General features: G+C 69.0%; 19 protein-coding genes. 7 read left to right on the top strand and 12 right to left on the bottom strand.

All coding sequences use genetic code 11. From position 1 onward, the window contains the following. The first annotated feature begins 14 nt into the window (after nucleotides 1-14). Nucleotides 15-395 carry a TFIIB-type zinc ribbon-containing protein gene (locus tag ABT008_RS21530; protein WP_350698004.1) on the top strand — a complete coding sequence of 127 codons (381 nt, stop codon included), beginning with the start codon at nucleotides 15-17 and terminating at the stop codon, nucleotides 393-395. A 160-nt stretch (nucleotides 396-555) separates the two neighbouring features. Here the strand turns inward: ABT008_RS21530 and ABT008_RS21525 are convergent, their stop codons facing one another. Together ABT008_RS21525 and dnaB are read right to left on the bottom strand one after the other, a co-directional pair. Further along, nucleotides 556-1,293 (bottom strand): hypothetical protein, encoded by a 738-nt coding sequence (locus ABT008_RS21525; RefSeq protein ID WP_350698003.1) that lies wholly within the window; start codon nucleotides 1,291-1,293, stop codon nucleotides 556-558. A 212-nt stretch (nucleotides 1,294-1,505) separates the two neighbouring features. Further along, the gene (gene dnaB, locus ABT008_RS21520; protein ID WP_350698102.1) at nucleotides 1,506-4,322 is read right to left on the bottom strand and encodes a replicative DNA helicase; all 2,817 of its coding nucleotides are present in this window, start codon (nucleotides 4,320-4,322) and stop codon (nucleotides 1,506-1,508) included. A gap of 374 nt (nucleotides 4,323-4,696) precedes the next feature. On the opposite strand from dnaB, the gene ABT008_RS21515 reads away from it, so the two are divergent. Further along, complete coding sequence (locus ABT008_RS21515; protein ID WP_350698002.1) at nucleotides 4,697-6,352, top strand: hypothetical protein; 1,656 nt, start codon at nucleotides 4,697-4,699, stop codon at nucleotides 6,350-6,352. Between the two features lie 103 nt (nucleotides 6,353-6,455). On the opposite strand, the gene rplI is transcribed toward ABT008_RS21515, so the two are convergent. The 4 genes from rplI to rpsF all read right to left on the bottom strand — a co-directional run bounded on the left by rplI (nucleotide 6,456) and on the right by rpsF (nucleotide 8,108). Next, nucleotides 6,456-6,902, bottom strand: coding sequence for a 50S ribosomal protein L9 (rplI, locus tag ABT008_RS21510; RefSeq protein WP_350698001.1), 447 nt, complete (start codon nucleotides 6,900-6,902; stop codon nucleotides 6,456-6,458). A 14-nt stretch (nucleotides 6,903-6,916) separates the two neighbouring features. After that, on the bottom strand, nucleotides 6,917-7,156 hold the full coding sequence (gene rpsR, locus ABT008_RS21505) for a 30S ribosomal protein S18 (RefSeq protein WP_007073789.1): 240 nt from the start codon (nucleotides 7,154-7,156) through the stop codon (nucleotides 6,917-6,919). Between the two features lie 41 nt (nucleotides 7,157-7,197). Then, entirely contained in the window at nucleotides 7,198-7,737 is a 540-nt protein-coding gene (locus ABT008_RS21500) for a single-stranded DNA-binding protein (RefSeq protein ID WP_350698000.1), read from the bottom strand. An 80-nt stretch (nucleotides 7,738-7,817) separates the two neighbouring features. Beyond that, a complete protein-coding gene (gene rpsF / locus ABT008_RS21495; RefSeq protein ID WP_117228245.1) occupies nucleotides 7,818-8,108 on the bottom strand; it encodes a 30S ribosomal protein S6 in 291 nt (96 codons plus the stop codon). Nucleotides 8,109-8,697: 589 nt separating this feature from the next. Here rpsF and ABT008_RS21490 point away from each other — a divergent pair. Both ABT008_RS21490 and ABT008_RS21485 read left to right on the top strand, forming a co-directional pair. Continuing rightward, the gene (locus tag ABT008_RS21490) at nucleotides 8,698-9,489 is read left to right on the top strand and encodes a deoxyribonuclease IV (RefSeq protein WP_350697999.1); all 792 of its coding nucleotides are present in this window, start codon (nucleotides 8,698-8,700) and stop codon (nucleotides 9,487-9,489) included. Beyond that, on the top strand, nucleotides 9,486-11,714 hold the full coding sequence (locus ABT008_RS21485; protein WP_350697998.1) for a hypothetical protein: 2,229 nt from the start codon (nucleotides 9,486-9,488) through the stop codon (nucleotides 11,712-11,714). The genes ABT008_RS21490 and ABT008_RS21485 overlap by 4 nt, the downstream gene beginning before the upstream one ends. Before the next feature lie 15 nt (nucleotides 11,715-11,729). Here the strand turns inward: ABT008_RS21485 and ABT008_RS21480 are convergent, their stop codons facing one another. The 3 genes from ABT008_RS21480 to ABT008_RS21470 all read right to left on the bottom strand — a co-directional run bounded on the left by ABT008_RS21480 (nucleotide 11,730) and on the right by ABT008_RS21470 (nucleotide 17,005). After that, complete coding sequence (locus ABT008_RS21480) at nucleotides 11,730-13,247, bottom strand: glycosyltransferase family 87 protein (RefSeq protein WP_350697997.1); 1,518 nt, start codon at nucleotides 13,245-13,247, stop codon at nucleotides 11,730-11,732. Nucleotides 13,248-13,401: 154 nt separating this feature from the next. After that, nucleotides 13,402-16,353: a transglycosylase domain-containing protein gene (locus tag ABT008_RS21475; RefSeq protein WP_350697996.1), complete on the bottom strand. Its 2,952-nt coding sequence runs from the start codon at nucleotides 16,351-16,353 to the stop codon at nucleotides 13,402-13,404. Nucleotides 16,354-16,549: 196 nt separating this feature from the next. Then, on the bottom strand, nucleotides 16,550-17,005 hold the full coding sequence (locus tag ABT008_RS21470) for a DUF5318 domain-containing protein (protein ID WP_350697995.1): 456 nt from the start codon (nucleotides 17,003-17,005) through the stop codon (nucleotides 16,550-16,552). 174 nt (nucleotides 17,006-17,179) lie between these two features. On the opposite strand from ABT008_RS21470, the gene ABT008_RS21465 reads away from it, so the two are divergent. Together ABT008_RS21465 and ABT008_RS21460 are read left to right on the top strand one after the other, a co-directional pair. Then, a complete protein-coding gene (locus ABT008_RS21465; RefSeq protein WP_350698101.1) occupies nucleotides 17,180-17,818 on the top strand; it encodes a PadR family transcriptional regulator in 639 nt (212 codons plus the stop codon). A gap of 23 nt (nucleotides 17,819-17,841) precedes the next feature. Further along, the gene (locus ABT008_RS21460) at nucleotides 17,842-18,921 is read left to right on the top strand and encodes an inositol-3-phosphate synthase (RefSeq protein ID WP_350698100.1); all 1,080 of its coding nucleotides are present in this window, start codon (nucleotides 17,842-17,844) and stop codon (nucleotides 18,919-18,921) included. Between the two features lie 170 nt (nucleotides 18,922-19,091). Here ABT008_RS21460 and ABT008_RS21455 read toward each other — a convergent pair whose 3' ends face one another. The 3 genes from ABT008_RS21455 to ABT008_RS21445 all read right to left on the bottom strand — a co-directional run bounded on the left by ABT008_RS21455 (nucleotide 19,092) and on the right by ABT008_RS21445 (nucleotide 23,564). Continuing rightward, complete coding sequence (locus tag ABT008_RS21455; protein WP_350697994.1) at nucleotides 19,092-19,571, bottom strand: methylated-DNA--[protein]-cysteine S-methyltransferase; 480 nt, start codon at nucleotides 19,569-19,571, stop codon at nucleotides 19,092-19,094. A gap of 203 nt (nucleotides 19,572-19,774) precedes the next feature. Continuing rightward, nucleotides 19,775-21,847, bottom strand: coding sequence for a S8 family serine peptidase (locus tag ABT008_RS21450; RefSeq protein ID WP_350697993.1), 2,073 nt, complete (start codon nucleotides 21,845-21,847; stop codon nucleotides 19,775-19,777). A 256-nt stretch (nucleotides 21,848-22,103) separates the two neighbouring features. Then, the gene (locus tag ABT008_RS21445; protein ID WP_350697992.1) at nucleotides 22,104-23,564 is read right to left on the bottom strand and encodes a CCA tRNA nucleotidyltransferase; all 1,461 of its coding nucleotides are present in this window, start codon (nucleotides 23,562-23,564) and stop codon (nucleotides 22,104-22,106) included. A 125-nt stretch (nucleotides 23,565-23,689) separates the two neighbouring features. On the opposite strand from ABT008_RS21445, the gene murJ reads away from it, so the two are divergent. After that, on the top strand, nucleotides 23,690-25,441 hold the full coding sequence (gene murJ / locus ABT008_RS21440) for a murein biosynthesis integral membrane protein MurJ (protein ID WP_350697991.1): 1,752 nt from the start codon (nucleotides 23,690-23,692) through the stop codon (nucleotides 25,439-25,441). Nucleotides 25,442-25,770: the final 329 nt, after the last annotated feature.

Below are 25,770 nucleotides of genomic sequence, written 5' to 3'. Positions count from 1 at the left end.
GGTACCTTCGGGTCATGAGCCTGACCTGTCCCAAGTGTCGCGGTGAAATGCGCCAGTACGAGCGCAGTGGGGTCGTCATCGACCAGTGCGGCGAGTGCCGTGGGATCTTCCTCGACCGTGGCGAACTGGAGAAGCTGTTCGAGGCGGAGGCCAACTGGAGCGCCGCCCAGCAGCCCCCGCCCGCTCCCCAGGGTGGCTACCAGCCCCCACCGCCGCCGCCCCCGGCGCCCGCCCCGCACCAGCCCGGCTACGGCGCCGTTCCGCCGCCTCCGCCCCCGCCGCACGGCTACCCGGCACCGGCGCCCGCCTACGGCCACTCCCAGCAGCACTACGGCTACCACGGCCACTACCGGCGTAAGAAGCGCAAGAGCTTCCTGGACGACATGTTCGGCTGAGCCACCCCGCGACCGGGCCGCCACCTCGGCCGGCCCGGTCGCCCGCCAGACCGGGCCGGTCTCGGACGGCTCAGTCCACTGGTGATCAGACGGTCTCGGCCACAGCCACCTTCGACCGGTTACCTTCAGCGCATCTGTTCACGCTGCTGTCCCTCGCTCATCATGGCTCCGAATCGCTCGCCGGAACCTCAGCCTCAGCGAGGATCCGGCGAGCGATCTCCGCCTTGCGAGGCAGGGCAACGGATGCGCCGTCGTAAAGCAGAGCCACTATCCTTCCGGCGGGCTTACAGGTCGTTCCGACCGTATGGATCGTCTTGTGCGGCCGCACGCTGAGGCCGTGAATCCCGTGCACGCCCAGGAAATCAACGAAGGCCCGGAGCAAGCGTTGACTACCGACAAGCCTGAACTGCGCGAACGTCGACTTACTCGGGTTGCTTCTGCGATAGACGCCAAGGGATCCGTCCCCATCGACTACACCACGCCAGAAGTCTCGTGATTCCGTCAGCCGCGCGTTCACCGGCCCCTGATACCTCCCTAACGTGATCAGGCGCTCTGCCAGTTGCCTTGACCGCACTGAAAACTGACACGACTGGCGAATCAGGTTCGGCGCCGAGATACTGCTGCTAGACCCGAGGAACAAGCGCAGGGAAACCAAGTGATCACGGTCTCGGGCGGCAAGTCCGACGGAGATCTGCGGGAGATGGTTGGAGCGATAGGTCACACATCCATCGGCGAACAGAAAGCCCAGCCAGTAGCAGGCCTCGGGCTCCAGGGTGTCGAACGCATCGTGCCGCAGCGTGTGCACTTTCCTGCGTAGGACAACCCCGCGACGCAACAGCAGGCCACGCATTCCGGGCTCGGTCAGGCCGAAGGTTCGAGCGACCTCTGCCAGTGCCATACCGTCTGAGTACAGGCGAGCGGCTTCGGCCCGCCGCGGTTCACCCAACTTCGCCACTGTTCTAGCCGGAACGCCTCGCCTCCGTAAGAGGCCACGGATCGCCTGTCGGCTCACTCCGAACGACTGAGCAATCGCGGTAAGGCTTTCGCCGATCGCGTCCCGGCGAACGACTTCCTCGATGTCCGCCGGGGATAGCCGAGCAGAATAATAGCTCACACGATAGCCATATCAACAAATCTCGACAGATGCAACTGAGCTGCGACGGTCACCGTGTCGGTCGGACCATTTCGGTGCTTGGCAATTATAAAATCCGCCTCTCCAGCACGAGGCGATTCCTTGTCGTAGTAGTCGTCACGATGCAGAAGTATGACAACGTCGGCATCTTGTTCAATAGACCCAGATTCGCGCAAATCGGACAATTGCGGGCGCTTGTCGGTGCGCTGTTCGGGGCCACGGTTCAGCTGACTGACCGCGATGACCGGACATTCAACCTCCTTGGCCAGCAGCTTCAGGCCCCGGGACAGGTCCGCGACCTCCTGCTGCCGGCTCTCGGTGCGCTTCGGGGAGGTCATCAGCTGGAGGTAGTCGACCACGATCAGCTTGAGGTCGTGCCGCTGCTTGAGCCGGCGAGCCTTGGCCCGGATCTCCATCAGGTTCATGCTCGGCGTGTCGTCCACGAAGAGTGGCGCCTCACTGATCTCACCCATGCACCGGGCGAGCTTCGTCCAGTCGTCGTCGGAGAGCTGCCCGCTGCGCAGCACGTGCAACGGCACCCGCGCCTCGGCCGAGAGCAACCGCATGACGATCTCGACCTTGCTCATTTCCAGCGAGAAGATGGCCGACGCATGGTTCGCCCGAATAGCCGCATTTCGAGCGAAGTCCATGCTCGCTGTGCTGTTGTGCGTGGGAATCATCGACCGACCGGCCAGGTACAGATGATCCTCGTTGTCGACCGTCACGCACCGCACCGGGACGCTCGGCACCGGTCGCACATCCACGATGTAGCGGGAGCGAGCACCCGTACGGCCGGTCGCGTGCCGGCGCGTCGCGTGTGACTCCCGCTTCCGGGCCAACCGGAACACCTCGTCCGAGGTCGAGAAGTTCAGTATGAAAGCAGTCGAGCTTTCGGGAGCGCGGCCGTTGACTCGCTTGCGGTTGATCGAGCATCGGTAGCCCAGGCTGACGACAAGCTCGTACACATCCTCGGCCAGCCGCTCCGAGGTCGTGGTGTATTGGACATGTCCGGCCGGCGCGGCGGTACCGTCGGTGTCGAGCAGTCCGGACAGCAGTTCCCGTCGCTGCTCCTCCGACGCGCGAAGGTACGGCTGCGGGATGTGCTTGTCGTCCAGGACACCGGCGGCTCGGAGCAGTCCGGTAAACGAGCCGCGCAATCGGCGACACGGTGCGCAATGGCGAGCACCGCCGCAGACGATGCAGCAACGCTCGTCGAGTGGTGCCGGCGGCGGCAGCTTGATGCCGTAGGAGTAGGTCCCGCTGCCCGGGGTGACCAAGAAGCCGTCGGCTTCGACGTACTGTGCGATCTCCGGATCCGCCGACGTGAACCGGGCACCTGCGGAGTGCCCGTCACCCAACCACACCCCGAGCGTGTACGGGGGGATGGGCAGGTCCTCGCGGGTGGGGAGGGACAGCGGCCGAGCATTGGTCACCGCGTGGTTCGCGCGCCCGTCAGCCGGATGCCGCAGTGTCGCGGCGATGTGCTCGGTGGTGACGGTCCGAGGGTGTGCCACAGTTGTCTCGCTGTTGATGACCCGACTCACCCGGCTCAGGTGCGCGTCGAACAGGGCATGGGCGCTGTAGGCGTCGACCGTCCGACGCCAGGGCTTGCCGTTCCGGGAATACTGGCATTCGACCTTGCCGGCGATGCCGACTCCGGCCGCCACGACATGCAGGACGTTCCGGAACTCGGACCCGGCGATCTCCACAGCTTCCCGGTACGTGACGAGCCGGTCGGGGACAGAGGTGACGGCCCGGTGTACGGCAGTTGCCTTGTCACGTGCCGAGGCGTCCCACTGGTGGCGCGGCCGGAGCTCGTTCTGCTGGCGGCGTGAGGCGCGGGTGGTCGTCGTCCACAGGTGCTCGGCATCGGCGACGATGGCCGAGCCGTCGGAGAACTCGACCTCGTAGCAGGGACGGTTGTGGCGCACCTCGTAGGCGTGCGTGACGGTGGTGGGTCGACCGTCGGCAGCGATCAGCTGGTCGCCTACCTTCACCTCGCCCATCGTGGTCCAGCCGGTCGGTGTCGGCAGTTGCGTGTCGAGCGCGAGCGCCTTTCCAAGACCCGGGCGGCCCGCCACGATGATCAATTGGCCGGCGTGCAGGCCGTTGAGCAGGCGGTCCAGGTCGGTGAAGCCGGTCGGTACGCCGGTCATCACGCCGCCCTGCGCGCCGACGGCCTCGATCTCGTCCAGGGTCGGTTGGAGCATGTCCGCCAGGATGGCGAAGTCCTCGCTGACCCGGCGTTCGGTCACGTCGTAGACGGCCTGCTGGGCCAGGTCGACGACGTCGTCGACGTCGCGGGTGCCGCCGCCTCCGGTGCCGTATCCGAGTTGGACGATCCTGGTGCCGGCCTCGACCAGCCGTCGGAGTACCGCCCGCTCGCTGACGATGCGCGCGTAGTACGCGGCGTTCGCCGCGGTCGGCACGCTCGCGATCAGCGTGTGCAGGTACGGTGCGCCGCCGATCCTGGCCAGGTCGCCGGAGTCGGCCAGCGCTGCGGCGACGGTGATCGCGTCGGCCGGTTCACCGCGACCGTAGATCTCCAGGATGATGTCGAAGATGGTGGCGTGCACCGGCCGGTAGAAGTCGTTGGTCTTGAGGATCTCGACGACGTCGGCGATGGCGTCCTTGGACAGCAGCATCCCGCCCAGGACGCACTGCTCGGCCGCGACGTCCTGGGGTGGCGTCTTGTCGAACTGGCCGTCGCGCGGTGGCGGGCCGGACGGCTGCCCTCCGTTGGGAAACGACTCTGTCCGCATGTCATCCGTGACCGACACCGAGCCCCCCTCCACTGCGTCGGATCGTTCCTGGGCCTGCGCAGCCCGGGTGCGAGAGTCGACCGGCCGTCGATCGGGGGCATCTGGCGGCGGGTCGGGGGCTAACGATACGGAACCCGAGGTCAGCCACTCAACCAGGCCGGTGGATGAGCCTCGGGACAACCTGTGGATGGCGGTGGACGAGCATGTGCGCAGCGTGTGCACAGCATGTGGATAACTCCTGGGGAACAGTGAGGCGCACGCCGCTGAGCTGGGCAGGTATTGTCCCCAGCCTGTGGACGGGAATTTCCGGGTAGGGCTTTGTCCTGAACGTCCCGTAGGATCGGTGCCCTACGGCTACACCTGGACAGCGGATTGCGCTTTCGGTTGAGAAGGGTCACGCTCCGGCCGTGAGTTACCGGGACTGGGTACGCGGGGAGGACGGCCCGCGTGAGCGGCCGACCGCTTCGTGGGCCGAGCCCGTGGAACGGGACCCGGACGAGCGGTACGACTCCGCGGTCGAGCGGTACCGCACCCCGAGTCGACGCCGGGCCGCCGAGCGTGGACAGGAGGAGCCGGCCGAGCCGTACCTGCCACGGTGGGCGCTGGAGTCCGGCGTGCGCAGTGTCGACGGTGGCGGGCGGCACGCTGCTCCGGACGATGACGACGAGGTCGAGCGGCCACGGTACGCGGGCGGTCGGCGCTCGGCCGATCGTGGCCGGAGTCGCCGCGCCGGTGAGTCGAGCCGGCGCGAGCCCACGTCACGGACTGCTCTCCCGGAGTCCGATCACACCCGGGAGTGGACGTTCGACCGTCCACAGGAAGAGGGGTACGTCGGTAGTCGTCGCGCCGAGGACGACGACCCGGTCTCCGGTGTGACGCCCCAGAGCCGGCCGCGTCGGGCCCAGTCGCGGCGTCGCCAGGTGACCTGGTCGGGGCTTGCGGAGGAGGACGCCGAGTCCGACGCGTCCGAGCCGGCTGCCGAGCCACCGACCCGGCGTCGGCGGCGTGCGGCGGAGCCACCGACGCCGGCGGTCGACCCGTGGCAGCGGGGCACGGAGCGGGCCGCCGAGCCGGAGTACCAGCAGCCGGCGGTGGATCCGTGGGACGCATCCGGCCTGCACGCGTGGGACCGGTCGGCGGGTGATGGTCGCCGCGTGGACCCCACGTCGGCCGATCCCTGGGACGCGGACAGTACGAGCCAGTGGCTTCAGGCGGCGGGTACGGATCCGTGGATCGAGCCGGACAGCACCGGCCAGTGGGATCGCTTCTCGGAGCCGGAGCCGAAGTCCGAGCCTGCGCCTGCGCCGGAGCCACGGGAGCGGGAGCGGCCCCCGGAGCGGTGGGCCGGTTACTCCGAGCCGGACCGGTGGGACCGGACGGAGCCGCCTCGTTCGGGGGCTGCTCCGGCGACCTCGGGTGCCGGACAGTGGTCCTGGGCGGAGCGGGCGGAGCCGGAGCCGGCGCGGGAGTCCTTCTGGCCGGGTACGCGTCTGGCAGGCGACGATCCGCGGTGGGTGGACGCCCCGGAGTCGGCGCCTCGGTCGCCGGTGGTCGGGTACACCGCGCCTCGGCCACGGCCGGCGCCTCGGCGGCGCTCGTCGCCCGCACCGGCTCCGCCTCGGCCGGTCGGTATGGCGGCCGTACGACGGCGGATCGAGGCGGTCGGTTCCGGGGGCTGGAACCGTCGGCTCGAGGACGATCTGCTCGATCCGGATCCGGGTGGTCCGTGGTTGCCGTTGCTCTACACCGCTGCCTGTTACGTGCTGCCGGCGGTGGTGATCTTCGTCTGGCTGTTGACGCTCGACGGGGCACCGCCGGCCGGCTGTGTGACGGATATCAGTGGCGGCGGCTGTGACTCGCCGCGGGCTCGGGCGTTCGGCGCGATGGTGGGTGGGTTGCCCCGCTTCGGGCTGGCGTTGATGAGCAGTTTGGCGGTGGCGATGTTGCTGCGCCGGGTGGGTACGACGTGGCGGTCGACCACGGTGGCGCTGGCGGCCGCAGTGGTCGGTGGTGGTCTCTCCACGGTGATGATCAGTGCGGTGACGGGCCAGCCCATCGGCTGACGGTTCGGTCGCCGCGTCCCGTCGTTCGTCGGTCGGATACGCGTATGCGACAGGGCCCGCACCGGTGATCGGTGCGGGCCCTGTCGGGTACGTCCAGCGGGGCTCAGCCCTGCACGACGTTGAGGTTGAACGTGGCGGTCACCTCGGGGTGCAGCTTGACCCGCACCGCGTGCGACCCGATCGCCTTGATGTGACCGGGAAGCTCCAGCCGACGCCGGTCGAGCGCCGGGCCGCCGGCCGCCTTGACGGCGTCGACGATCTCGGCGGAGGTGACCGAGCCGAAGAGCCGGCCACCGTCGCCGGCCCGGGCCTTCAGGTTGACCTTGAGACCCTCGAGCTGGCCCTTGACCTCGTTGGCGTGGCCCAGATCGCGGATCTCCCGTGCCGAGCGGGCCCGCTTGATCAGCGTGACCTGCTTCTCCGCGCCCTTGGTCCAGGCGATCGCGAAGCCCTGCGGGAGCAGGTAGTTACGGCCGTAGCCGTTCTTGACCTCGACGATGTCGCCGGGGGTGCCGAGCCCGGACACCTCCTGAGTCAGAATGATCTTCATGGCGGTGCCTCCTCTCAGCGGGCCGTAGCGGTGTACGGCAGGAGCGCCATCTCGCGGGCGTTCTTGACCGCACGGGCGATCTGCCGCTGCTGCTGCGAGGTCACGCCGGTCACCCGCCGAGCGCGGATCTTGCCGCGGTCGGAGATGAACTTGCGCAGCAGCGCGGTGTCCTTGTAATCGATGTAGGTGATCCCGTCCTTGTCGAGCGGGTTCACCTTCTTCTTCGGCTTGCGCAGTGCCGCAGCCTTCGCCATTGCTCTTGCTCCTGGTTTACGATCACGGGCGCTCGGCGCCATTAGAACGGAGGCTCCTCGTCGAAGTTGCCGCCACCCGAACGGGAGGGGGCTGGTGCGGCCGAAGCCCAGGGGTCGTCGAAGTTGCCTCCGCCGCCGCCCTGGCCACCACCACCGCCGCTGCCACTGCCGCCGAAGCCGCCGCCGCTACCGCCGGAGCGGGACATCTTCTGCACCTTCGCCGTGGCGTAGCGCAGAGACGGGCCGATCTCGTCGACCTCCAGCTCGATGACGGTGCGCTTCTCGCCCTCGCGGGTCTCGTAGGACCGCTGGCGTAGCCGGCCCGACACGATCACGCGGGCACCGCGCTGCAACGACTCCGCCACGTGCTCCGCGGCCTGACGCCAGACGGTGCACGCGAGGAACAAGGGCTCGCCGTCCTTCCACTCGTTGGACTGCCGGTCCATGTACCGGGGCGTCGAGGCGACCCGGAACTTGGCGACGGCTGCCCCCGAGGGGGTGAACCGCAACTCGGGGTCATCGGTCAGGTTGCCGATGACCGTGATGGTGGTGTCTCCTGCCATGACCAACTCCTCGCGCACTCAACCGTTCCGCCGTACAGGTTCTCAGAACCCTCTGACAGCGCGGCTGAGGCTGTTCCGGGTGGGGCTAGGTGGATGGATTAGCGCATTTCCGGGCGGATGACCTTGGTGCGCAGCACGGACTCGTTGAGTCGCAGCTGGCGGTCCAGCTCGGCCACCGCCTCAGGCGACGCCTGAAGGTCGACGACGGCGTAGATGCCCTCGGCCTTCTTGTTGATCTCGTACGCGAGGCGCCGGCGGCCCCACACGTCGGTCTTCTCCACCGAGCCACCCGCGGTCCTGATCACGTTCAGGTACGTGTCGAGCGACGGGGCGACGGTGCGCTCCTCGAGGCTGGGGTCGAGGATCACCATGATCTCGTAATGACGCAAGACGTGCTCACCTCCTGTGGGCTAAGCGGCCACGGTCCTTCCGTGGCAGGAGGTCGTGCGTCGCTGCCCGTCCCGCACCGGGGGAACCCGACCGGGAGCGGACAACCGGACCAGGATACCCGGCCCGGACGATCACCAGCACCGAGGTGACCGACACAGCGAACCGGGGGTCCGCGTCGACGTCGCTGTCGACCCGGACCCCCGGTCACGGGACCGCGGGGCGTCCCGTCCGCATTCCTTGGGTGGGACCTGGGGAGGAACGACCACACCGATGAGGTTGGACCGAAGACGCCCCGCGGAGCTTTATCACGTTGTTATCCGACGATATCCCGGAAGTTAGCGCTTCATGGGGCAAATCCCAGAATTACCGACATTCTTCTTCTGTTGACCTCCGTCGACGTCCCGCCGATGCCGCTGCGCCGACCGGGTCCGGTCGGGCATCGACAGGCGACCGGTCCGTCGACACCGGGATCAGGAACGTCCGAAGCGCCGGATCCATCGGTATCAACGAGTTCCGGCGGGCACGGTGACGCCATCGGGCCGGTGGGCGTCACCCCGACCGTCGGTCGCGCGACGTAGGCTCCCCTGCATGCGTATCGGAGCCCACGTCGATCCGACCGACCCGCTGGCGGAGGCGACCGCCCGAACGGCCGACGCCGTGCAGTTCTTCCTCTCCGACCCGCAGGGTTGGAAGGCCCCACAACCCCGTGCGGACGCGGAACTGCTGCGCGCCGCCGAGGTCGACGTCTACGTGCACGCGCCGTACGTCGTCAACGTCGCCACCGGCAACAACCGCATCCGCATCCCGAGCCGGAAACTGCTGCTCGCACACGCGCAGGCCGCCACGGCGATCGGCGCCAAGGGGCTGGTGGTGCACGGTGGCCACGTGAACGCCGGTGACGATCCGGCCAGCGGCATCGAGAACTGGCGCAAGGCCCTGGCGTACGCGGCGGACTCCGGCGGTTTCGGGCTGCCGGTGCTGATCGAGAACACGGCCGGCGGCGAGAACGCCTGCGCCCGTCGACTCGACGCGCTCGCCCGGCTCTGGGACGTCATCGGCGAGTACGACGTGGGTTTCTGTCTCGACACCTGCCACGCGCACGCGGGCGGCGAGGAACTCCTCGGCCTGGTCGACCGCGTGAAGGCGATCACCGGACGGATCGACCTGGTGCACGCCAACAACTCCAAGGACGCGTTCGACTCGGGCCGGGACCGCCACGACAATCTGCGCGGCGGCACCATCGAGCCGGACCTCCTGGTGGCCGTGGTCCGGGCGGCCGACGCCCCGGTCATCGTGGAGACCCCCGGCGGGGCCGACGGGCAGAGCGGCGACATCGCTTTCCTGCGTGGACAACTCGGCCCGGGGACGTCGGCGGAATGACCACGGACCAGTCCGCCACCGGCGGCGCACAGTCGACCCCTCAGGACAGCAGCACTGCGGCCGAGCCGTCGCCCCCCGGTGCGTCGACCGACCTCCCTCCGGCGGCGACGAACGCAGGGGCCGACGCCGGCACGCGTGCCACCGGCCCGGACACCACCGCCGCCGACAGCAAGGAAGCTACGACCGCCGACGGCCGGGCAGGTTCCACCTCGGACCGGGGCACCGAGGTCGAGCCGGCCGGTACGGCCGGCTCACCGGCCACCGCCACCGGCACGGACGCCGGCAGCGGTGACACCGGAAACGACAAGACCGCCGGGGACGACAAGAGCACCGGCAAGGACGCTGCGAGCAAGGACGCCTCCGACAAGGACGCCGCCGACAAGGGCGACGACAAGGACGGCGGCGACTCGGACAAGGACAAGGCCGGCGAGGGCGCCACGGGCGACGGGAAGCCGGATCCCTGGGCCGCCTTCGGGCCTGCTCCCGTCCCGGTACCCACCTGGTACGGGCGGCTCGGTCGCCGCCTCGGCCGGTTCGCCATCCATGAGTGGACGTTGGCCGCTCTCGGTTCTCTGGCGCTGGCCGTCCTGATGACCTGGCCGACGCTGCGCTATCCACGGCACACCCTGCCGCAGGACTACTGGGACCCGAGCCTGCAGGCATGGCAGATGGCCTGGTCGGGACACATCCTGAAGACCGACCCGGCGCAGCTCTGGCACGCCAACACGTTCTTTCCGGAACGGTGGAGCTTCGCGTTCTCCGACACGCTGCTCGGGTACGCCCCGGCCGGCATGATCGGGACCGGCCCCGAGCACGCGCTCCTGCGCTACAACATCATCTTCGTGCTGGCCCACGCGCTCGCCACGTTCGGCGCGTACGTGCTGGCGCGGCAGCTCGGGGCCAGCCGGATCGGGTCGGCGGTGGCCGGGATCAGCTACACCTACGCGCCGTGGTTGCTGGCGCAGGCCGGTCACCTGCACGTGATCTCCAACGGCGGTATCCCGCTGGCGCTGGCGATGCTCGCGCGGGGGCACGGTTGGTCGCTGCGGCACGGCTACCGGCCCGAACGCCGCAACCCCGGTTGGGTGTACGCCGGCTGGCTGGTCGCCGCCTGGCAGTTGAGTCTCGGCTTCGGCATCGGCCTGCCGTTCGCGTACGTCCTCGCCGGCACGGTCGTGGTGGCCGCCGTCATCTGGTACGCCAAGCGCATCTTCTGGCGGGTGAAGCGGCCCTTCGGTCAGCGGTTGCTGACCGCCGACCTGATCGGCGGCCTGATCTTCGCCGGAGTCGGCATCCTGCTGGCCATCCCGTACTTCACGGTGACCCAGCTGCACCCGCACGCGGAACGCTCCATCGCCGACATCGCCGTCTTCTCACCTCCGGCGACCGGCTTCGTCACCGCTCCCGGTGAGTCCCGCGTCTGGGGCGAGCTGCACGAGGGTGCCCGGGCGATCCTGCCCTGGCACCCGGAGATGACGCTGCTGCCCGGCTTCGTGCTGTACGCGTTGGCGGCCGGCGGCCTGTTCTTCTCGATCTGGACGGCCCGCCAGCGCCTGCTGCTCTTCCTCGGCGTGCTGGTCACGATGGTGTTGGCGATGGGCACCGAGTTCTTCGGCGGCACCTTCACCTTCGTCCCGCTCTTCGAGCACCTGCCCGGCTGGAACGGCATCCGTACGCCGGGACGGCTGATGCTCTGGACCACTCTGCTGTTGGGGCTGCTCGCGGCGGGCGCGGTCAGCGCGTTCGCCGAGCGGGTACGGGAGATCTCCGCCGAGCGGATCCCGTCCTGGCCGAGCCCGTGGCTGCGCCTGGCCACGCTGGTCCCGCTGGTGCTGGTCCTCGCCGAGGGTACGAACACCACCCCGCAGCCGGTGGTGCCACCGCAGCCGGCCGCCATGCGTGAGGTCGACGGTCCGATGCTGGTGCTGCCCAGCGGGCAGAGCCACGACCAGCCGGTGATGCTCTGGTCGACCTCGCGGTTCCAGCAGGTCGTCAACGGCGGCAGCGGCTTCGTGCCTCGGCAACTGGACGACGTCCGCCGCGTGACGATGGCCTTCCCGGACCAGACCAGCGTCGACTACCTGCGCACCCTGGGCGTGCAGAACGTCCTGATCCTGCGGGACCTGGTCGTCGGCACGCCCTGGGAGATCAGCATCGACGCGCCGGTCGACGGGCTCGGCATCACCCGCGAGGAGATCGGCTCGGTCGTCGTCTTCCGCCTCTGAGCGGGCCGATGACCGTCAGGTGGCGGTGGGTACGGGAGGAGCCGGGGCGGGATCGGTGGTGGTGCGGCGACTTCGCCATCGGTCCAGCCAGGGCGCGTCCGGGGCGCCGTCGATCACGCCGCCGTCCGGGTCGTCCGGGTAGGTGCTGCGGACCGCGTCCCGCTCGGGGTGCAGGATCTCGCGGATCACCAGCACGCACAGGACCACCACCGTGGTCAGTCGCAGGCTGGCGGCCAGCACGAAGACGCCCTCGGGGAAGACCGGCCGGCCGGTGGAGGCACCGAGCAGTTGGCCGTAGAACGCGACGAAGTAGCAGACCTCGGCGGCCTGCCAGACGAGGAACGCTCCCCACTTGGGCCGGGCCAGCACCACCAGCGGCAGCAGCCAGAGGACGAACTGCTGCGACCAGACCTTGCTGAAGATCAGGAAGGCGGCGACCACCAGGAAGGCGAGTTGGCCGAGTCGGGGTCGACGCGGCGCCAGCAGCCCGAGTGCGCCGATGCCGAGGCAGGCCAGTCCGAAGAGCACGTACGACAGGTTGTTGAGCACGGGGATGTTCGCGTCGAGCCACTGGAAGGGACCCATGCTCGCCGGATCGCCAACCTTGCCGTCCAGGTAGCGACCGATGTACCACAGCGTGCCCCAGTCGATCGGGCGCTCGGTGTTGAGTTCGAAGAAGCGTTTCCAGCCGTCGCGGGTGGCTTCCGGAATGGCCACCGGCAGGTTCACCGCCAGCACCGTGACCACTGCCGCGCCGATCGCCGTGAACGCGGCCCGGAGCCGGGCGGTGCGGAACGCGAGTACCAGGATCGGGCCGAGTATGAACAGTGGCCACATCTTCGCCGCGCCCGCCAGCCCGAGCAGGATCCCGGCCAGGACGGGTCGACTGCGTGCCCAGGCCAGCAGCCCGAACGCGCCCAGTCCGATGGCGAGCAGGTCCCAGTTGACGGTGGCGGTGATCAGCAGTGCGGGGGCCAACGCGAAGAGTGCGGCGTCCCATGGTCGTCGTCTGCGTAGCGACAGCAGCACCGCCACGGTGGCCACCGCCAGCGCCCCGAGCACGAGCACGTTCAGGTTGTAGAACCACTGCCCCTGGTTGATCTGCGGGTTGCCCTCGCCCACGGCATGCACGGGCAGCCCCAGCGCCCCCATGAAGTACCCGGTCAGCACCGGGTACTCGACCGGGTGATCGCGGTAGGGCACGGCACCCTCGTGGAGTCGCTCCGCGTAGTAGAGCGCCAGCACGTCGGTGTAGCAGAAGCGGGTGTACTGCTTGTTGTCCACCCAGGCGCCGTCCTGGCAGGGCGATTTCTGCACCCAGTGCAGGGCCAGGGTCAGGCAGGTCAGCGCCAGGACGATGCGTACCGCCGTCCAGAACCGGCGTTCCGCGCCGCTCTGGCGGTCGCGCGCGGTGGCGTGGTCACCGAGCGGGCCGCCGATCAGCCCGGAGAGACCCCGCACGAAACCGTCGGAGCGGGACGGGTGGTCGGGGACACCGGGTTCATCGATGCCTGGCGTCGACTGGGTGCTCATGACCGTGCATCCTGCCGTATCAGTTGACCGCACAGAAGTCGAACCACGGCAACGTCTCCGGACCATCTGTCGACGGATGCCGATCCATCAGGGGCCATAGACGCCGCGTGGGCGGCCCGAACCTGGTTCGGGCCGCCCACCACGTGGACCGGAGTCAGTCCCGGGTGCTTCTCGGTGGCATCAGGCCACCGCCACCACCACCCGGTCCTTCATTGTTGTTCGGGTCGCCGCCGCCCGGGCCACCGTTTCCACCGCCCGGACCGCCGTTGCCACCGCCCGGACCACCGTTGCCGGGGCCGTTGTTGCCCGGACCGCCGTTGTTGTTGCCACCGCCCAACAGACAGCGCAGGTCCGTCGGGTCGCAGCCGCCCGGGTTCGACGGCGCCGCGGGCGGCGGAGGCGGCGGTGGTTCCTCGCCGTTGCCCAACTTGTCGTCGCCGACGCCGGTCACGTTCGGCAGGTCGGACGGGTCGGAGCCCTTGAGCGCGTCGTCCATGTATTTCTTCCAGACCGCAGCCGGCAGACCGTTACCGCCGACGTTACTGCCGTTCTTGTCGACGATGGTCGGCTTCTTCGGATCCTTGCTGCCGACCCAGACGGCGGTGGCGACGTTCTTGTCGTAGCCGACCATCCAGGCGTGCGCGTTCTTGTCGGTGTTGTTGTGTTCCCAGGTACCGGTCTTGCCGGCCGCCTGCCGGCCGTTGCTCAAGCCAGCGTTGCTGCGGCCCGGGATCTCCTTGAGCACAGCGGTCACCTCGTCGGCGACCTCCGACCTGATCACCTGCGTGCCGCCGCCCTTCGTCAGCTTCTCACCGGCGATCTTGTCCCACTTGCCGGTCGCCTTGTTCTGCTTCTCCACCACCCGGACAAAGTGGGCCTTGTTGTACTTGCCGCTGTTGGCGAGCGTGGCCAGGCCGTTGGCGTGGTCGAAGACGGTGATCGGGTACTGCCCGAAGCCGATGACCCGGTCGAACGTCTTCTTACCGAGCTCCTCCGGCTTGTTCTTGGTCAGGTCGTACGGCTTCGGCGGGTCGACGGACCAGATGGTCCGGATGCCGGCCCGGCGGGCGATGTCGATGACCTTGTCCTCACCGACCTGCTCGGCGATGTGGAAGAACGGCACGTTGTACGAGAGCACGGTCGACTCCTGCAGGGTGCAGGACTTGTTGCAGCTCCGCCGGACGTCCCGGCCGGCGTTGACGATCTCGTTGGCGTAGCCCTCGGGCTTGAACGGGGTCGCGTCCCAGCGCGACTTCACCGAGATCCCCTCGTCGATCGCCGCCGCCAACGTGTAGACCTTGAACGACGAGCCCGGCGGATGACCGCCGACGATGTCGCCGTTGCTGTTGGTGTTCATGCCGGCGTAGTCGAAGTCCGCGCCGCTGTTGCCGCCGTAGTAGGCCAGCACCCGCCCGGTCTTCGGGTCGATGGAGACCGCAGCGGCCATCAGGTTCTTGGGCTGCCCGTAGAGCACCGAACCCTTGCGGTCCGGCCGGGCCGCCTCCTCCAGGGCCTTCTGCATCTTCGGGTCGATGGTGGTCGTGATCCGGTAGCCGCCCTCACGCAGCTCGGTCACGCAGTTCGGCTTGTCGGGAGCGCCGGAGTTGGAGCAGATGCCCCACTCGTCCATCTCCTTGCGCACGTAGTTGATCACGTTGCCGACCGGAGTGGCGACGCCGAACCCGTTGTCCTTCTTGATCTTCTGGACCTTCGGGTACTCGGTCGGCCGCTCGAGCTTGCCGGGCACGCCCAGCCAGCCCTCCTCGACCATGCCGTTGATGACGTACTCCCACCGGGACTTGGCGTCGACCTCGTTGACCTCCGGGTCGAACCCCTTGTGGGTGGGACTGACGTCGGGCTGCTTGATCAGCGCGGCGAGCACCGCAGCCTGCGCTGGGGTGAGCTTCGCAGTGGTGGTCTTGAAGTAGGTCTGTGCCGCCGCCTCGATGCCGTACGCACCTCGACCGAAGTAGATCACGTTGAGGTAGTTCTCCATGATCTGGTCTTTGCCGAAGTTGTCGTTCAGCTTGGAGGCGAGGATCGCCTCCTTCACCTTCCGGCCGTAGCTGTCGTCCTGGAGGTTCTCGTAGGCGTTACGGGCGTACTGCTGCGTGATGGTCGAGGCACCCTGCCGGTCACCGCCGGAGAGGTTGTTCCAGGCGGCCCGGGCGATGCCCTTGTAGTCGACGCCGGAGTGCCGATAGAAGTTGCGGTCCTCGGCCGCCGCGACGGCGTTCCGCACGTGCTCCGGCATCTGGTCGATGGTGATGAAGATGCGGTTCTCGTTGCCGAGCTTGGCCACGACGGTCTTGTTGTCCTTGGCGTAGACCGTGGTGGAGAGCGGCAGCGGGATCTCCTTGGGCAGCACCACGTTCGTCGAGTAGTAGGTGAACCCGACGACGCCGATGCCGGCCAGCATGATGAACACCGCGAAGCTGGCGATCAGCATGTTCATCCGCTTGCGCTTGCGGGCCCGGGACACCGCGTTCGGGTCGCGACCACCGCGACCGGGACCAGCCGGACCGCCCGGCCCACCCGGACCGCCCGGCCCACCCGGGCCGCCGGGTCCGCCCGGTCCACCAGGACCGCCGACACTGGCCCGGGCCACCGCGGCCCGGCCACCGGCACCGCCCACGGACGCCGCACCGACACTGGCCCGGCCAGCCGACGCGGCGCCGACGGAAGCCGCACCGACGGAGGCGCGGCCGGCGGGCCCACCCGGCGCCGGGCTCACCGGCACCGAGGCTCGCCCGGACCGACCGGGGGCGGGAGAGACGGGCACCGAGGCGCGGCCGGGCGCGGCCGGCGAGACCGGCACCGAGGCCCGACCGGGGCCGGCGCGACCGACGGAGGCGGAACCGGCGACGGAACCGCCATGCGGGGGTACGCTCGCCGACCCGCCGACCGAGGCTCGACCACCGACCGAGGCTCGACCACCGACCGAGGCGCGGGCCGACGGGGCGGACGACTCCGGGCCGCTCGACCAGTTGCCGCCGCGCGGTTCACCACCCGGGTAGCGGTACGCGTCGTCCGCCTGCCCCGGGTCGTCCTGGCCCGGAATCCGGGCCCGTCCGCGCGAGGAGCTGGGATCGCCGTACGAATTCATTCCTCACACCCTGCCGTCGCGGTGGGGCGCACTCGCACCGCCACCGGTTTGCCGTGAGTTGGGACACCTGAGCGCGGGGCACGGGGGTGCCGCCACAGTGGTGCCACATCCGAATCAATCGGACTATTCAGACCTACAAGCCGTCGGGCGCCCCGGTCGCGTGCGGTACGGCCGGGGTCGGCCGATCGAGCTCGAATCACCGTTGCGCCTCTCGCCTTCGCCGGGCACCTGCTCCACTGGCGGCAGCCACTCCACCCGGCGTCTCCTGCTCCGACTCGCCACCGGTCAACCCGTCCCGCCCGAGCAGGTACTGCTCGACGAGATGGTTCCAGTCACAGCCGAGACACACCTCCACCACGAAGACCTGGAACTCACACAGCGTCATCGCCAGCACGGACAACTCCGCCACCGTACGGGCCTGGCCGGCAGACTGCTTGAGCTCGTCGCCATAAATGTAATGGACGTGCGTGAGGTTCTCGCTCCGGCAAATCGGGCAACGCTGCTCAGTGGGCTCGCCGTGGAACCGAGCCGCGTTCTTGAGGTAGGGAGACGCGTCGCACAGGTCATAGGTGCCGACGCGGCCGGCGAGGAGTTCACGCAGCAGCGCTCGCTTCCGGAGCGAGTAGTCGACGACCTGGCGCTGCGTACGCATGCGGCAAAGGGTACGCGGTCTCGTCTGACGGGGCGACCACCGTGACGATCCGTGATGAGGGGACCTCGGAGCGAGGAGTTTGCCCGCCGGGGTGTGAGACGCTACGGTGCGATGTATCGGCCCGATACATCGCGGCGGTTAGCGCTCCACGCACAGGGTAAGGGAAGGGTGGCCGTGCTCGAACTCGCCATCCTTGGCCTGCTGCAGGAGGCCCCGATGCACGGCTACGAGCTCCGTAAGGAGCTCACCGCCAAGCTCGGGGCGATCCGAGCTGCGATCAGCTACGGCTCGCTCTACCCGACCCTGCGCCGGTTGCAGGCGGCGGGCTGGATCGCCGAAGCCGCCGAGACACCCGCCACCGCCGAGGAGGTTCCCGCGCTGACCAGCCGACGAGGTCGGGTGGTCTACACCATCACCGCGGAAGGAAAAGAACGCTTCGCCCAGCTCATCGCACAAACCGGGCCGGAGACCTACGGCGACACCGGTTTCGGTGTGCACTTCGCGTTCTTCTCCCGAACCGACCGGGCGACCCGACTCCGAATCCTGGAAGGTCGGCGCCGCACGATCGAGGAACGTCGCGAGGGCCTTCGCGACATGCTGGGCCGGGCGGCCGAGCGCCTCGACGCGTACACCCTGGAGCTGCAACGCCACGGCCTGGAGGCCTGTGAGCGTGAGGTCCGGTGGCTGGAGGAGCTCATCGCCAACGAGCGCTCCGGCCGTGCCCCGACGGTCCCGCACGACGGGACGGCCGGCGGCCGACGAGATGACAACAGCCCGCCTCCGCCTGGAGAGACCAGGACAGAGCGGCCGTGACCAAGAAGAAGGAGGCACACGCGATGGGCTCCGTCCGCGTCGCCATCGTCGGTGTGGGTAACTGCGCCTCGTCCCTGGTACAGGGCGTCGAGTACTACCGGAACGCCGACCCGAACGACCGCGTCCCGGGTCTCATGCACGTCACCTTCGGCGACTACCACGTCTCTGACGTGCAGTTCGTCGCGGCGTTCGATGTCGACGCCAAGAAGGTGGGCATGGACCTCGCGGAGGCGATCGTCGCCAGCGAGAACAACACCATCAAGCTCTGCGACGTGCCGCCGACCGGCGTCACCGTGCAGCGCGGCCCGACCTTCGACGGCCTCGGGCAGTACTACCGCGAGATCATCAAGGAGTCGGACGTCGAGCCGGTCGACGTGGCCAAGGCGCTGCGCGACGCGCAGGTCGACGTGGTCGTCTCCTACCTGCCGGTGGGCTCGGAGCAGGCCGACAAGTTCTACGCCCAGGCCGCCATCGACGCGGGCTGCGGGTTCGTCAACGCCCTGCCGGTCTTCATCGCCTCGGACCCGGAGTGGGCGCAGAAGTTCACCGACGCCGGTCTGCCGATCGTCGGTGACGACATCAAGAGCCAGGTCGGCGCCACCATCGTGCACCGGGCCCTCGCGAAGCTCTTCGAGGACCGGGGCGTCGAGCTGCTGCGCACGTACCAGCTCAACTTCGGCGGCAACATGGACTTCATGAACATGCTGGAGCGCAACCGCCTGGTCTCGAAGAAGATCTCGAAGACCCAGTCGGTGACCTCCCAGGTGCCGCACGAGATGGCCAAGAGCGACGTGCACATCGGCCCGTCGGACCACGTGCCGTGGCTGGACGACCGCAAGTGGGCGTACATCCGCCTGGAGGGTCGCTCGTTCGGCGACACCCCGCTCAACGCGGAGCTCAAGCTCGAGGTGTGGGACTCGCCGAACTCGGCCGGCGTCATCATCGACGCCGTCCGGGCCGCGAAGATCGCCCTGGACCGGAAGATCGGCGGCCCGATCCTGTCGGCCTCGTCGTACTTCATGAAGTCCCCGCCGGTGCAGTACGCCGACCACGAGGCGCACGCCGCCGTCGAGGGGTTCATCACCGGTGAGGTCGAGCGCTGACGCGCTGACCACCAGCAGCACCGTCGAGGGCCGGGTCCGCAAGGGCCCGGCCCTTCGCGTGTCCCCAGGCGACCTCTGCCCGGTGACCTCGGCAGCACTCGGATCGTGGCACTGTGGCTGCTCTCGGCCCGGCGTGTCGACTTCCTACAGTGCCACGATCGAGGCAGTTGTCAGGACCAGGCGCGTTGCAGGGCTACCCGGGCCTCCAACTCCAGCAGTTTGATCTTGCGGTCCAGACCGCCGCCGAAGCCGACCAGCTTGCCGCCGGCCCCGATGATCCGGTGACACGGCACGATGACGGGGATCGGGTTGCGGTTGCACGCCACCCCGACCGCGCGGGCGGCACCGGGATCCCCCAGCCGCCGGGCCACCTCGCCGTAGGTCAGCGTCTCGCCGTACGGGATGAGGGTCATCTCCCGCCACACCGCCCGCTCGAACTCGGACCCCCTCGGCACCGTCACCGGCACACCGAACTCGGTCAGCTCCCCGGCGAAGTACGCCCGCAGCTCCGCCACCGCACGCTCGGACGCCTCGTCGACGGGTTCCCTCGACCCACCCGCCACCGCCGCGAAGTGCGTTCCGCACACGCTGTCGCCCTCGATACCCACGGAGAAGTCCCCGATCGGCGAGTCCAGCACCGTCCAACGCATCCCGCCATTGTCCCCCAGCCGCCCACCGCAACCATGATCGCGCTCGATCCGGGATCGAGTGGTGTCCCACGGCATGCGATGCCCCTCGATCCTGTATCGAGGGCGTCCCCGGCCCAGTCGACACACGCCGAACGGCCGGCGCCCGCCGGAGCGTCCCCGTTCGGGGTGCTCCGGCGGGCGCCGGGGGTGGTACGACGAGCCCGTCAGGCTACCGAGAAAGTGAACTTCTCGCCCTTACCGTGCTTCGCATACGGGTCCTTGTTTGCGATCAACTTCTTGTTACCGGTCGAGCCTGCCGAAACCACGCTGTAATCACGATTCACCACCGTGACCGTGCCATCGGCGTAGTAGTCCCAGAAACCGAACTTCTCCCAGGTGCCGACCGACTTCTTGCTCGCGATCAACGGCTTCTCGCCGTAACCCGGCGTGGTGACATACTTGCCGTTGGCCAGAGCTTTCAGGGAGAACCACGTGCCGCCCGCGGGGGCGATCTGGAACTTCGCCGCCTTGGTAACCGACTTGCTGCTGGCGACCAGCGGCTTGCTGCCGGCCACGACGTACTTGCCGTTGGCCAGCGATCTGAGGCTGATCACCGGAGCCGGCGCGTCGACGGTGAACTTCTCCGTCGTTCCGATGCTGGTCTTGCTCGCCTTCAGTGACGACTTGCCGGACTTCGGCGCCGTGACGTACTTACCGTTGACCCTGGCCTTGAGGCTGATCGAACCGTCGGTGTGGTTGATGATCTGGAACTTCCCGGCGGTGACGATCTTCTTGTGACTGGCGATCAGCGGCTTGGTGCCCTTGCTCGGCGCGACCACGTACCGGCCGGTGGACTTGGAGCGGAGCGCGACCAACCCGCTGCCGGCGTTGACGATGTCGTACCGCTGCGCGGTGCCCAGGCTCTTGCCGTTGTTGACGAGCGCCTTCTTGGTGCTGGCGGCAGTGACGAACCTGCCGTTGGAATTGGCCTTGAAGCCGTACGCCGAGCGGGCCTGAGTGACCGATCCGACGGTCAACAGACGGTCGATCGAGCCCGCCTTCGAGTCGTAGACCGCGCCGGCGATGCCGGTGGTGACGATTCGGTCGCGGACCTGCTTCGGCTTCCAGGTCGGGTTGCTGTGCAGCAGGAGCGCTGCGGCACCCGCCACGTGCGGGGCTGCCATCGAGGTACCGCTGAATGCCGTGGCGGCGGTGTTGCTGTCGTGCCGCGCCGACACGATGCCCGTCCCCGGGGCAAACACGTCCAGGCACTTGCCGTAGTTCGAGAAGTAGGCGCGCATGTCGATGCGGTCGGTGGCACCCACGGTGATCGCGTCCGGCGTCCGGGCCGGCGACACCTTGCAGGCGTCCCTGTTCTCGTTACCGGCGGCGATCGCGTAGGTGAGACCGGAGTCGATGGAGCGCTTCACGGCCGCGTCGAGCACCCGGTCCGCTTCTCCGCCGAGACTGACGTTGACCACGGCCGGCTTCTTCGCGTTCGCGGTCACCCAGTCGATACCGGCGACGACGCTGTCGGTGGTGCCGAAGCCGTCGCAGTCCAGCACCCGTACGCCGACGAGCTTGACCTGCTTCGCCACGCCGTACTTGGCGCCGCCGACGGTGCCGGCCACGTGCGTGCCGTGGCCGTCGCAGTCCTCCTGCGACGCCGGCACCGGCGTGGTCGGGTCCGGGGTGGTGGGTTCCGGCTCCGGGTCGACGGGCGGCTCGGCGAAGTAGTCGAACCCGATGCTGGCCCGGCCGCCGAAGTCCTGGTGCTTGGTGTTGATGCCGGTGTCCACGATGTACGCGGTGACCTTGCTGCCCGTGTTCGGGTACTTGAAGCTCTTGTTCAGCTTCGCGGACGCCTGGTCGAGCCGGTCGAGCCCCCAGGACGGCGGGTTGCTCTGGGTGCCGCTGGCCGACACCCGACGGACCGGCTCCACGTAGGCGACGGCCGGATTCGCCGCCACCTTCTCGGCCTGCTGCTTGCTCATCGAGGCCGAGAAGCCGCTCAGCGCCGTACCGAACACCTGCCGGACGTTGCCGCCGTTGGCCCGCGTGAGCGTGGCGGCGAGGGCCCGGACCGAGGTGTAGGTGGCCCGTTGGTCCTTCAGCACGACGATGTAGCGACCCGGTACGACGTCGGAGCGCTCGGTGCCGCGCACTGCGGCCCGCGCGGGCTCGTCAGGGGTGGTCGCCAACGCGGCCTGGCCGGTGGCGACGGTGATGATGGAGGAGGCGGTCGCGAGGGCGAGCCCGGCCGCCGCCGAGCGGCGCAGTACGCCACGGCGTTTCACTAAATGATCTCCCCGTTGTGTCGACCGTGCCGGTGGGCAGGTCGGACGGACAGTGGATCGTCTCGCTTCGGCAGTGAATCTGCGAGCTGAGAGACGTAGCAACATCATGTACGACCGACGCAACGATCTGTCTCAACCTTTTGGTCGAAACGTTGGCGTTTCGTCGTAGCGTCCGTCCCGACGGGACGAGCCACGATGGACGGTCGGGTCGGCGCGGTGTCCATACCCGCGGTGACATGACGACGGCGGTCGGCGATCAGCCGACGATGCCCTCCTCGCGCGCCCAGCGCAGCAGCTCGGCCTCGGCGGTGTCGCGATCCAGCGGCCCGCGCTCCAGGCGCAGGTCCTTGAGGTGCTTCCAGGCACGGCCCACGATCGGCCCCGGCGGTACGCCGAGCAGCTCCATGATCGCGTTGCCGTCGAGATCGGGCCGGACCCGGGCCAGGTCCTCCTCGGCCGCGATCCGGGCGATCCGCTCCTCCAGCGCGTCGTAGTCGGCGGCGAGCTGGGCGGCCTTGCGCCGGTTACGGGTGGTGCAGTCGGACCGGGTCAGCTTGTGCAGGCGGGGCAGCAGGTCACCGGCGTCGGTCACGTACCGCCGCACCGCCGAGTCGGTCCACTCGCCCCGACCGTAGCCGTAGAACCGCAGGTGCAACGCGACCAGCTCGGTGACCTTGGCGGTGACGTCCTTCGGGTAGCGCAGCGCCTTCATCCGCGCCTTGGTCAGCCGGGCACCGACCACCTCGTGGTGGTGGAAGCTGACCCGCCCGTCCGTACCGACCGACTTGGTGGCCGGCTTGCCGACGTCGTGCATCAACGCGGCCATCCGCAGGACGAAGTCCGGCCCGTCCTGCTCGTACGAGATCGCGTTGCGGACCACCGTGAGGGTGTGCTCGTAGACGTCCTTGTGCTGGGCGTGCTCGTCGATCTCCAGCTTCAGGCCGGTCAACTCCGGCAGGAAACGCTCGGCCAGCCCGGTGTCCACCAGCAGCCGCAGCCCGGTGATCGGGTCGGCCCCGGTGAGCAGCTTGGTGAACTCGTCCCGGATCCGCTCGGCGGTGATCCGGTCCAGGTCGGCTGCCATCCGGCTCATCGCCGCGTGCACGTCCGGGTGGACCGCGAAGCGGAGCTGGGCGGCGAACCGGGCGGCCCGCAGCATCCGCAGCGGGTCGTCACCGAACGACTCGGCGGGCGTGCCGGGGGTACGCACCACCTTCGCCGCCAGGTCGGCCAGCCCGCCGTACGGGTCGGTGAACCGGTGCTCGGGCAGGCTCACCGCCATCGCGTTGACGGTGAAGTCCCGCCGCCGCAGGTCCTCGCTCAGGCTGCTGCCGTACTGGACCGTCGGATTACGGGTGACCTGGTCGTAGGACTCGGCACGGAAGGTGGTGATCTCCAGCCGCAGGCCGTCGCGCTGGCAGCCGATGGTGCCGAACTCCCGGCCGGTCTCCCAGATCGCCTCGGCCCAGCCGCGCACGACGGCGAGTGTCTGGTCCGGGTGGGCGTCGGTGCAGAAGTCGAGGTCCTCACCGAGTCGGCCGAGCAGGGCGTCGCGTACCGAACCGCCCACGAGGTGCAGTTCGTGGCCGGCGGCGGCGAACCGGCGACCCAACTCGTCGGCGACCGGCGAGACCCGGAGGAGTTCGGCGACGGCGTTGCGCTGCGCGGCGGTGAGTTCGCGGCGGTCGGTGGTGTGGGATGCGGCGGCTTCGGACATCGGACCAGCAGCCTATCGGTCCAGATCGGCATCTCATCCGCCGGGCGCGGGTAACGGGCCGGGGTTGACTAAGGTCTGTGGCGTGTGGGCCGGTACGGCTCCGGCGTACCCCTGGGAGGCACAGCATGAGCGGCGGGCTCTACCGCAGCGCGAACGCCGCACAGGGCGGCGCGCCCGGCGGCCGGCCGGACGACGGTGCCACGTTCATCTCCGCCGACCCGCTCAACCAGCCGGCCGTCGAGTCGGTCGCGCCACCGCAGGAGCAGGTCGCCGAGGCCAGCGCCGCGACCAACAGCGCGGTCATGGCGATCGGCAGCCTGGTCAGCCGGGGTACGGGCTTCCTGCGCAACCTGGTCATCGGCGCGGCGCTGGGCGGGGCGTTGGTGGGCGACGCCTACACCACCGCGCAGATCCTGCCGGGAATGGTCTACGAATTCCTGCTCGGCGGCATCCTGACCAGCGTGCTGATCCCGGTGTTGGTACGCCGGCGCAAGGCGGACAGTGACGGCGGCCAGGCGTACACCCAGCGGCTGTTGACCCTGGCGCTGCTGGCCCTCGGTGCCGCCGCCCTGCTCGCGGTCGCCCTCGCCGCTCCGCTGACCTGGCTCTACGGTGCCAGCGAGTCCGCACCCGGCTACTCGGGTCTGGTCACCATGCTGGCCCGGCTCATGCTGCCGATGATCTTCTTCTCCGGCCTGAGCGCACTGATCAGTGCCGTGCTCAACACCCGGGGCCACTTCGCCGCACCGATGTGGGCGCCGATCCTCAACAACCTGGTGGTGATCGGCACCGCCGGCCTCTACATCGGGATCTTCGGTGCCGAGATCGTCGGGCCGGACGACATGACCACCGGGCGGGTCCTGCTGATCGGTGGCGGCACACTGCTCGGCGTCGCCGTCCAGGTCGCCGGCCTGATGCCGGCGCTGCGCAAGGTCGGCTTCACGTGGAAGCTGCGGTTCGACTTCCGCAAGCTCGGGCTGGCCGAGCTGGGCCGCCTCGGCGCGTGGATGATCTGCTACGTCGCGGTCAGCCAGATCGGCCTGATCGTGCTGTTCAACCTGTTGAACCGCGCCGGCAAGGAGAACTCCGCCGGTCCGTTGATCTACAACAACGTGTTCCTGCTGTTGATGACCGCGCACGGCATCATCGCCGTATCGATCATCACGGCGTTGATGCCCCGGATGAGCGCCGCCGCAGCCGACGGCCGGTACGCCGACCTCGCCGCAGACCTGTCCCGGGGCACTCGTACCGTCTCGGCGGTGCTCGCGCCGATCGCGGTCTGCTACGCCGTGCTCGCCACCCCGATCGCGTTCACGCTGTTCCGCTGGGGTGCCTTCGACCAGAACAACGCCAGCGCGACGTCCCTGGTGCTGCTCGCCGCCGCACTGGCCCTGGTGCCGTTCGCGATCAGCCAGCTCTTCACCTTCGCCTTCTACGCGCTGCCGGACACGCGTACCCCGGCCCTGATCAACATTCCGGTGGTGGCGCTGCGGATCGGCGTGCAGATCGCACTGTTCCTGGCCTTCTCGGCGAGCTTCGCGGGTGCCGGAATGATGATCGGCAACACGGTCTCGTACCTGGCCGCCGCCATCATCTCCGCATGGCTGCTGCGGCCCCGGGTGGGCCGGATCGGACTGGGCGCGATCCTGCGGACCCTCGGCCGGGTGGCGCTCGCCGCGGTGGGGGCCGCAGTGGCCGGCGCGCTGGTGGTCGCTCTGCTGCCCGGGGACGACACGCCGACCCGGCTGGAGGCGATCGTGCAGCTCGTGGTGGGTGGCGCGGTGATCGGCGGTACCTACCTCGGGCTGGCCACGCTCCTGCGGATCTCCGAGATCACCGAGGTGATCGGGATGGTCCGCAGCCGTCTCGGGCGCTGATCGCCGACGCCGGACACCGGTGCACTGAGCGTGACCGGGGATCACCAGCCTGGGGATGCGCCTGTGGATAACTCCGCGAGTCGCCGCTCAACTGCCGGATCGGCCTGTGGATAACCAACCGGAAGGCCGAGTGTGGTCAGCCGTTCGACGGGAACCCGCTGACGTCGTACCCGCCGTCGCTTTCGGTACCGCCCCTGCGGCAGCCGATTGTGGACGACCTCTAGATTGGTAACTACATGTACCGGCAACGTGGCTGACATCGGTCGCAACGGGACGAGTACGCCTGACTGCGAACTCCCCGGCCGGCGACGGCGGGAAGATGACATGTC

The sequence above is a fragment of the Micromonospora sp. NPDC002389 genome (assembly GCF_040296095.1).
In the GTDB taxonomy this organism is placed as follows: domain Bacteria; phylum Actinomycetota; class Actinomycetes; order Mycobacteriales; family Micromonosporaceae; genus Micromonospora.
The sequence above is the reverse complement of the archived record's forward strand: the minus strand, read 5'-3'. Positions and strand labels throughout refer to the sequence as shown.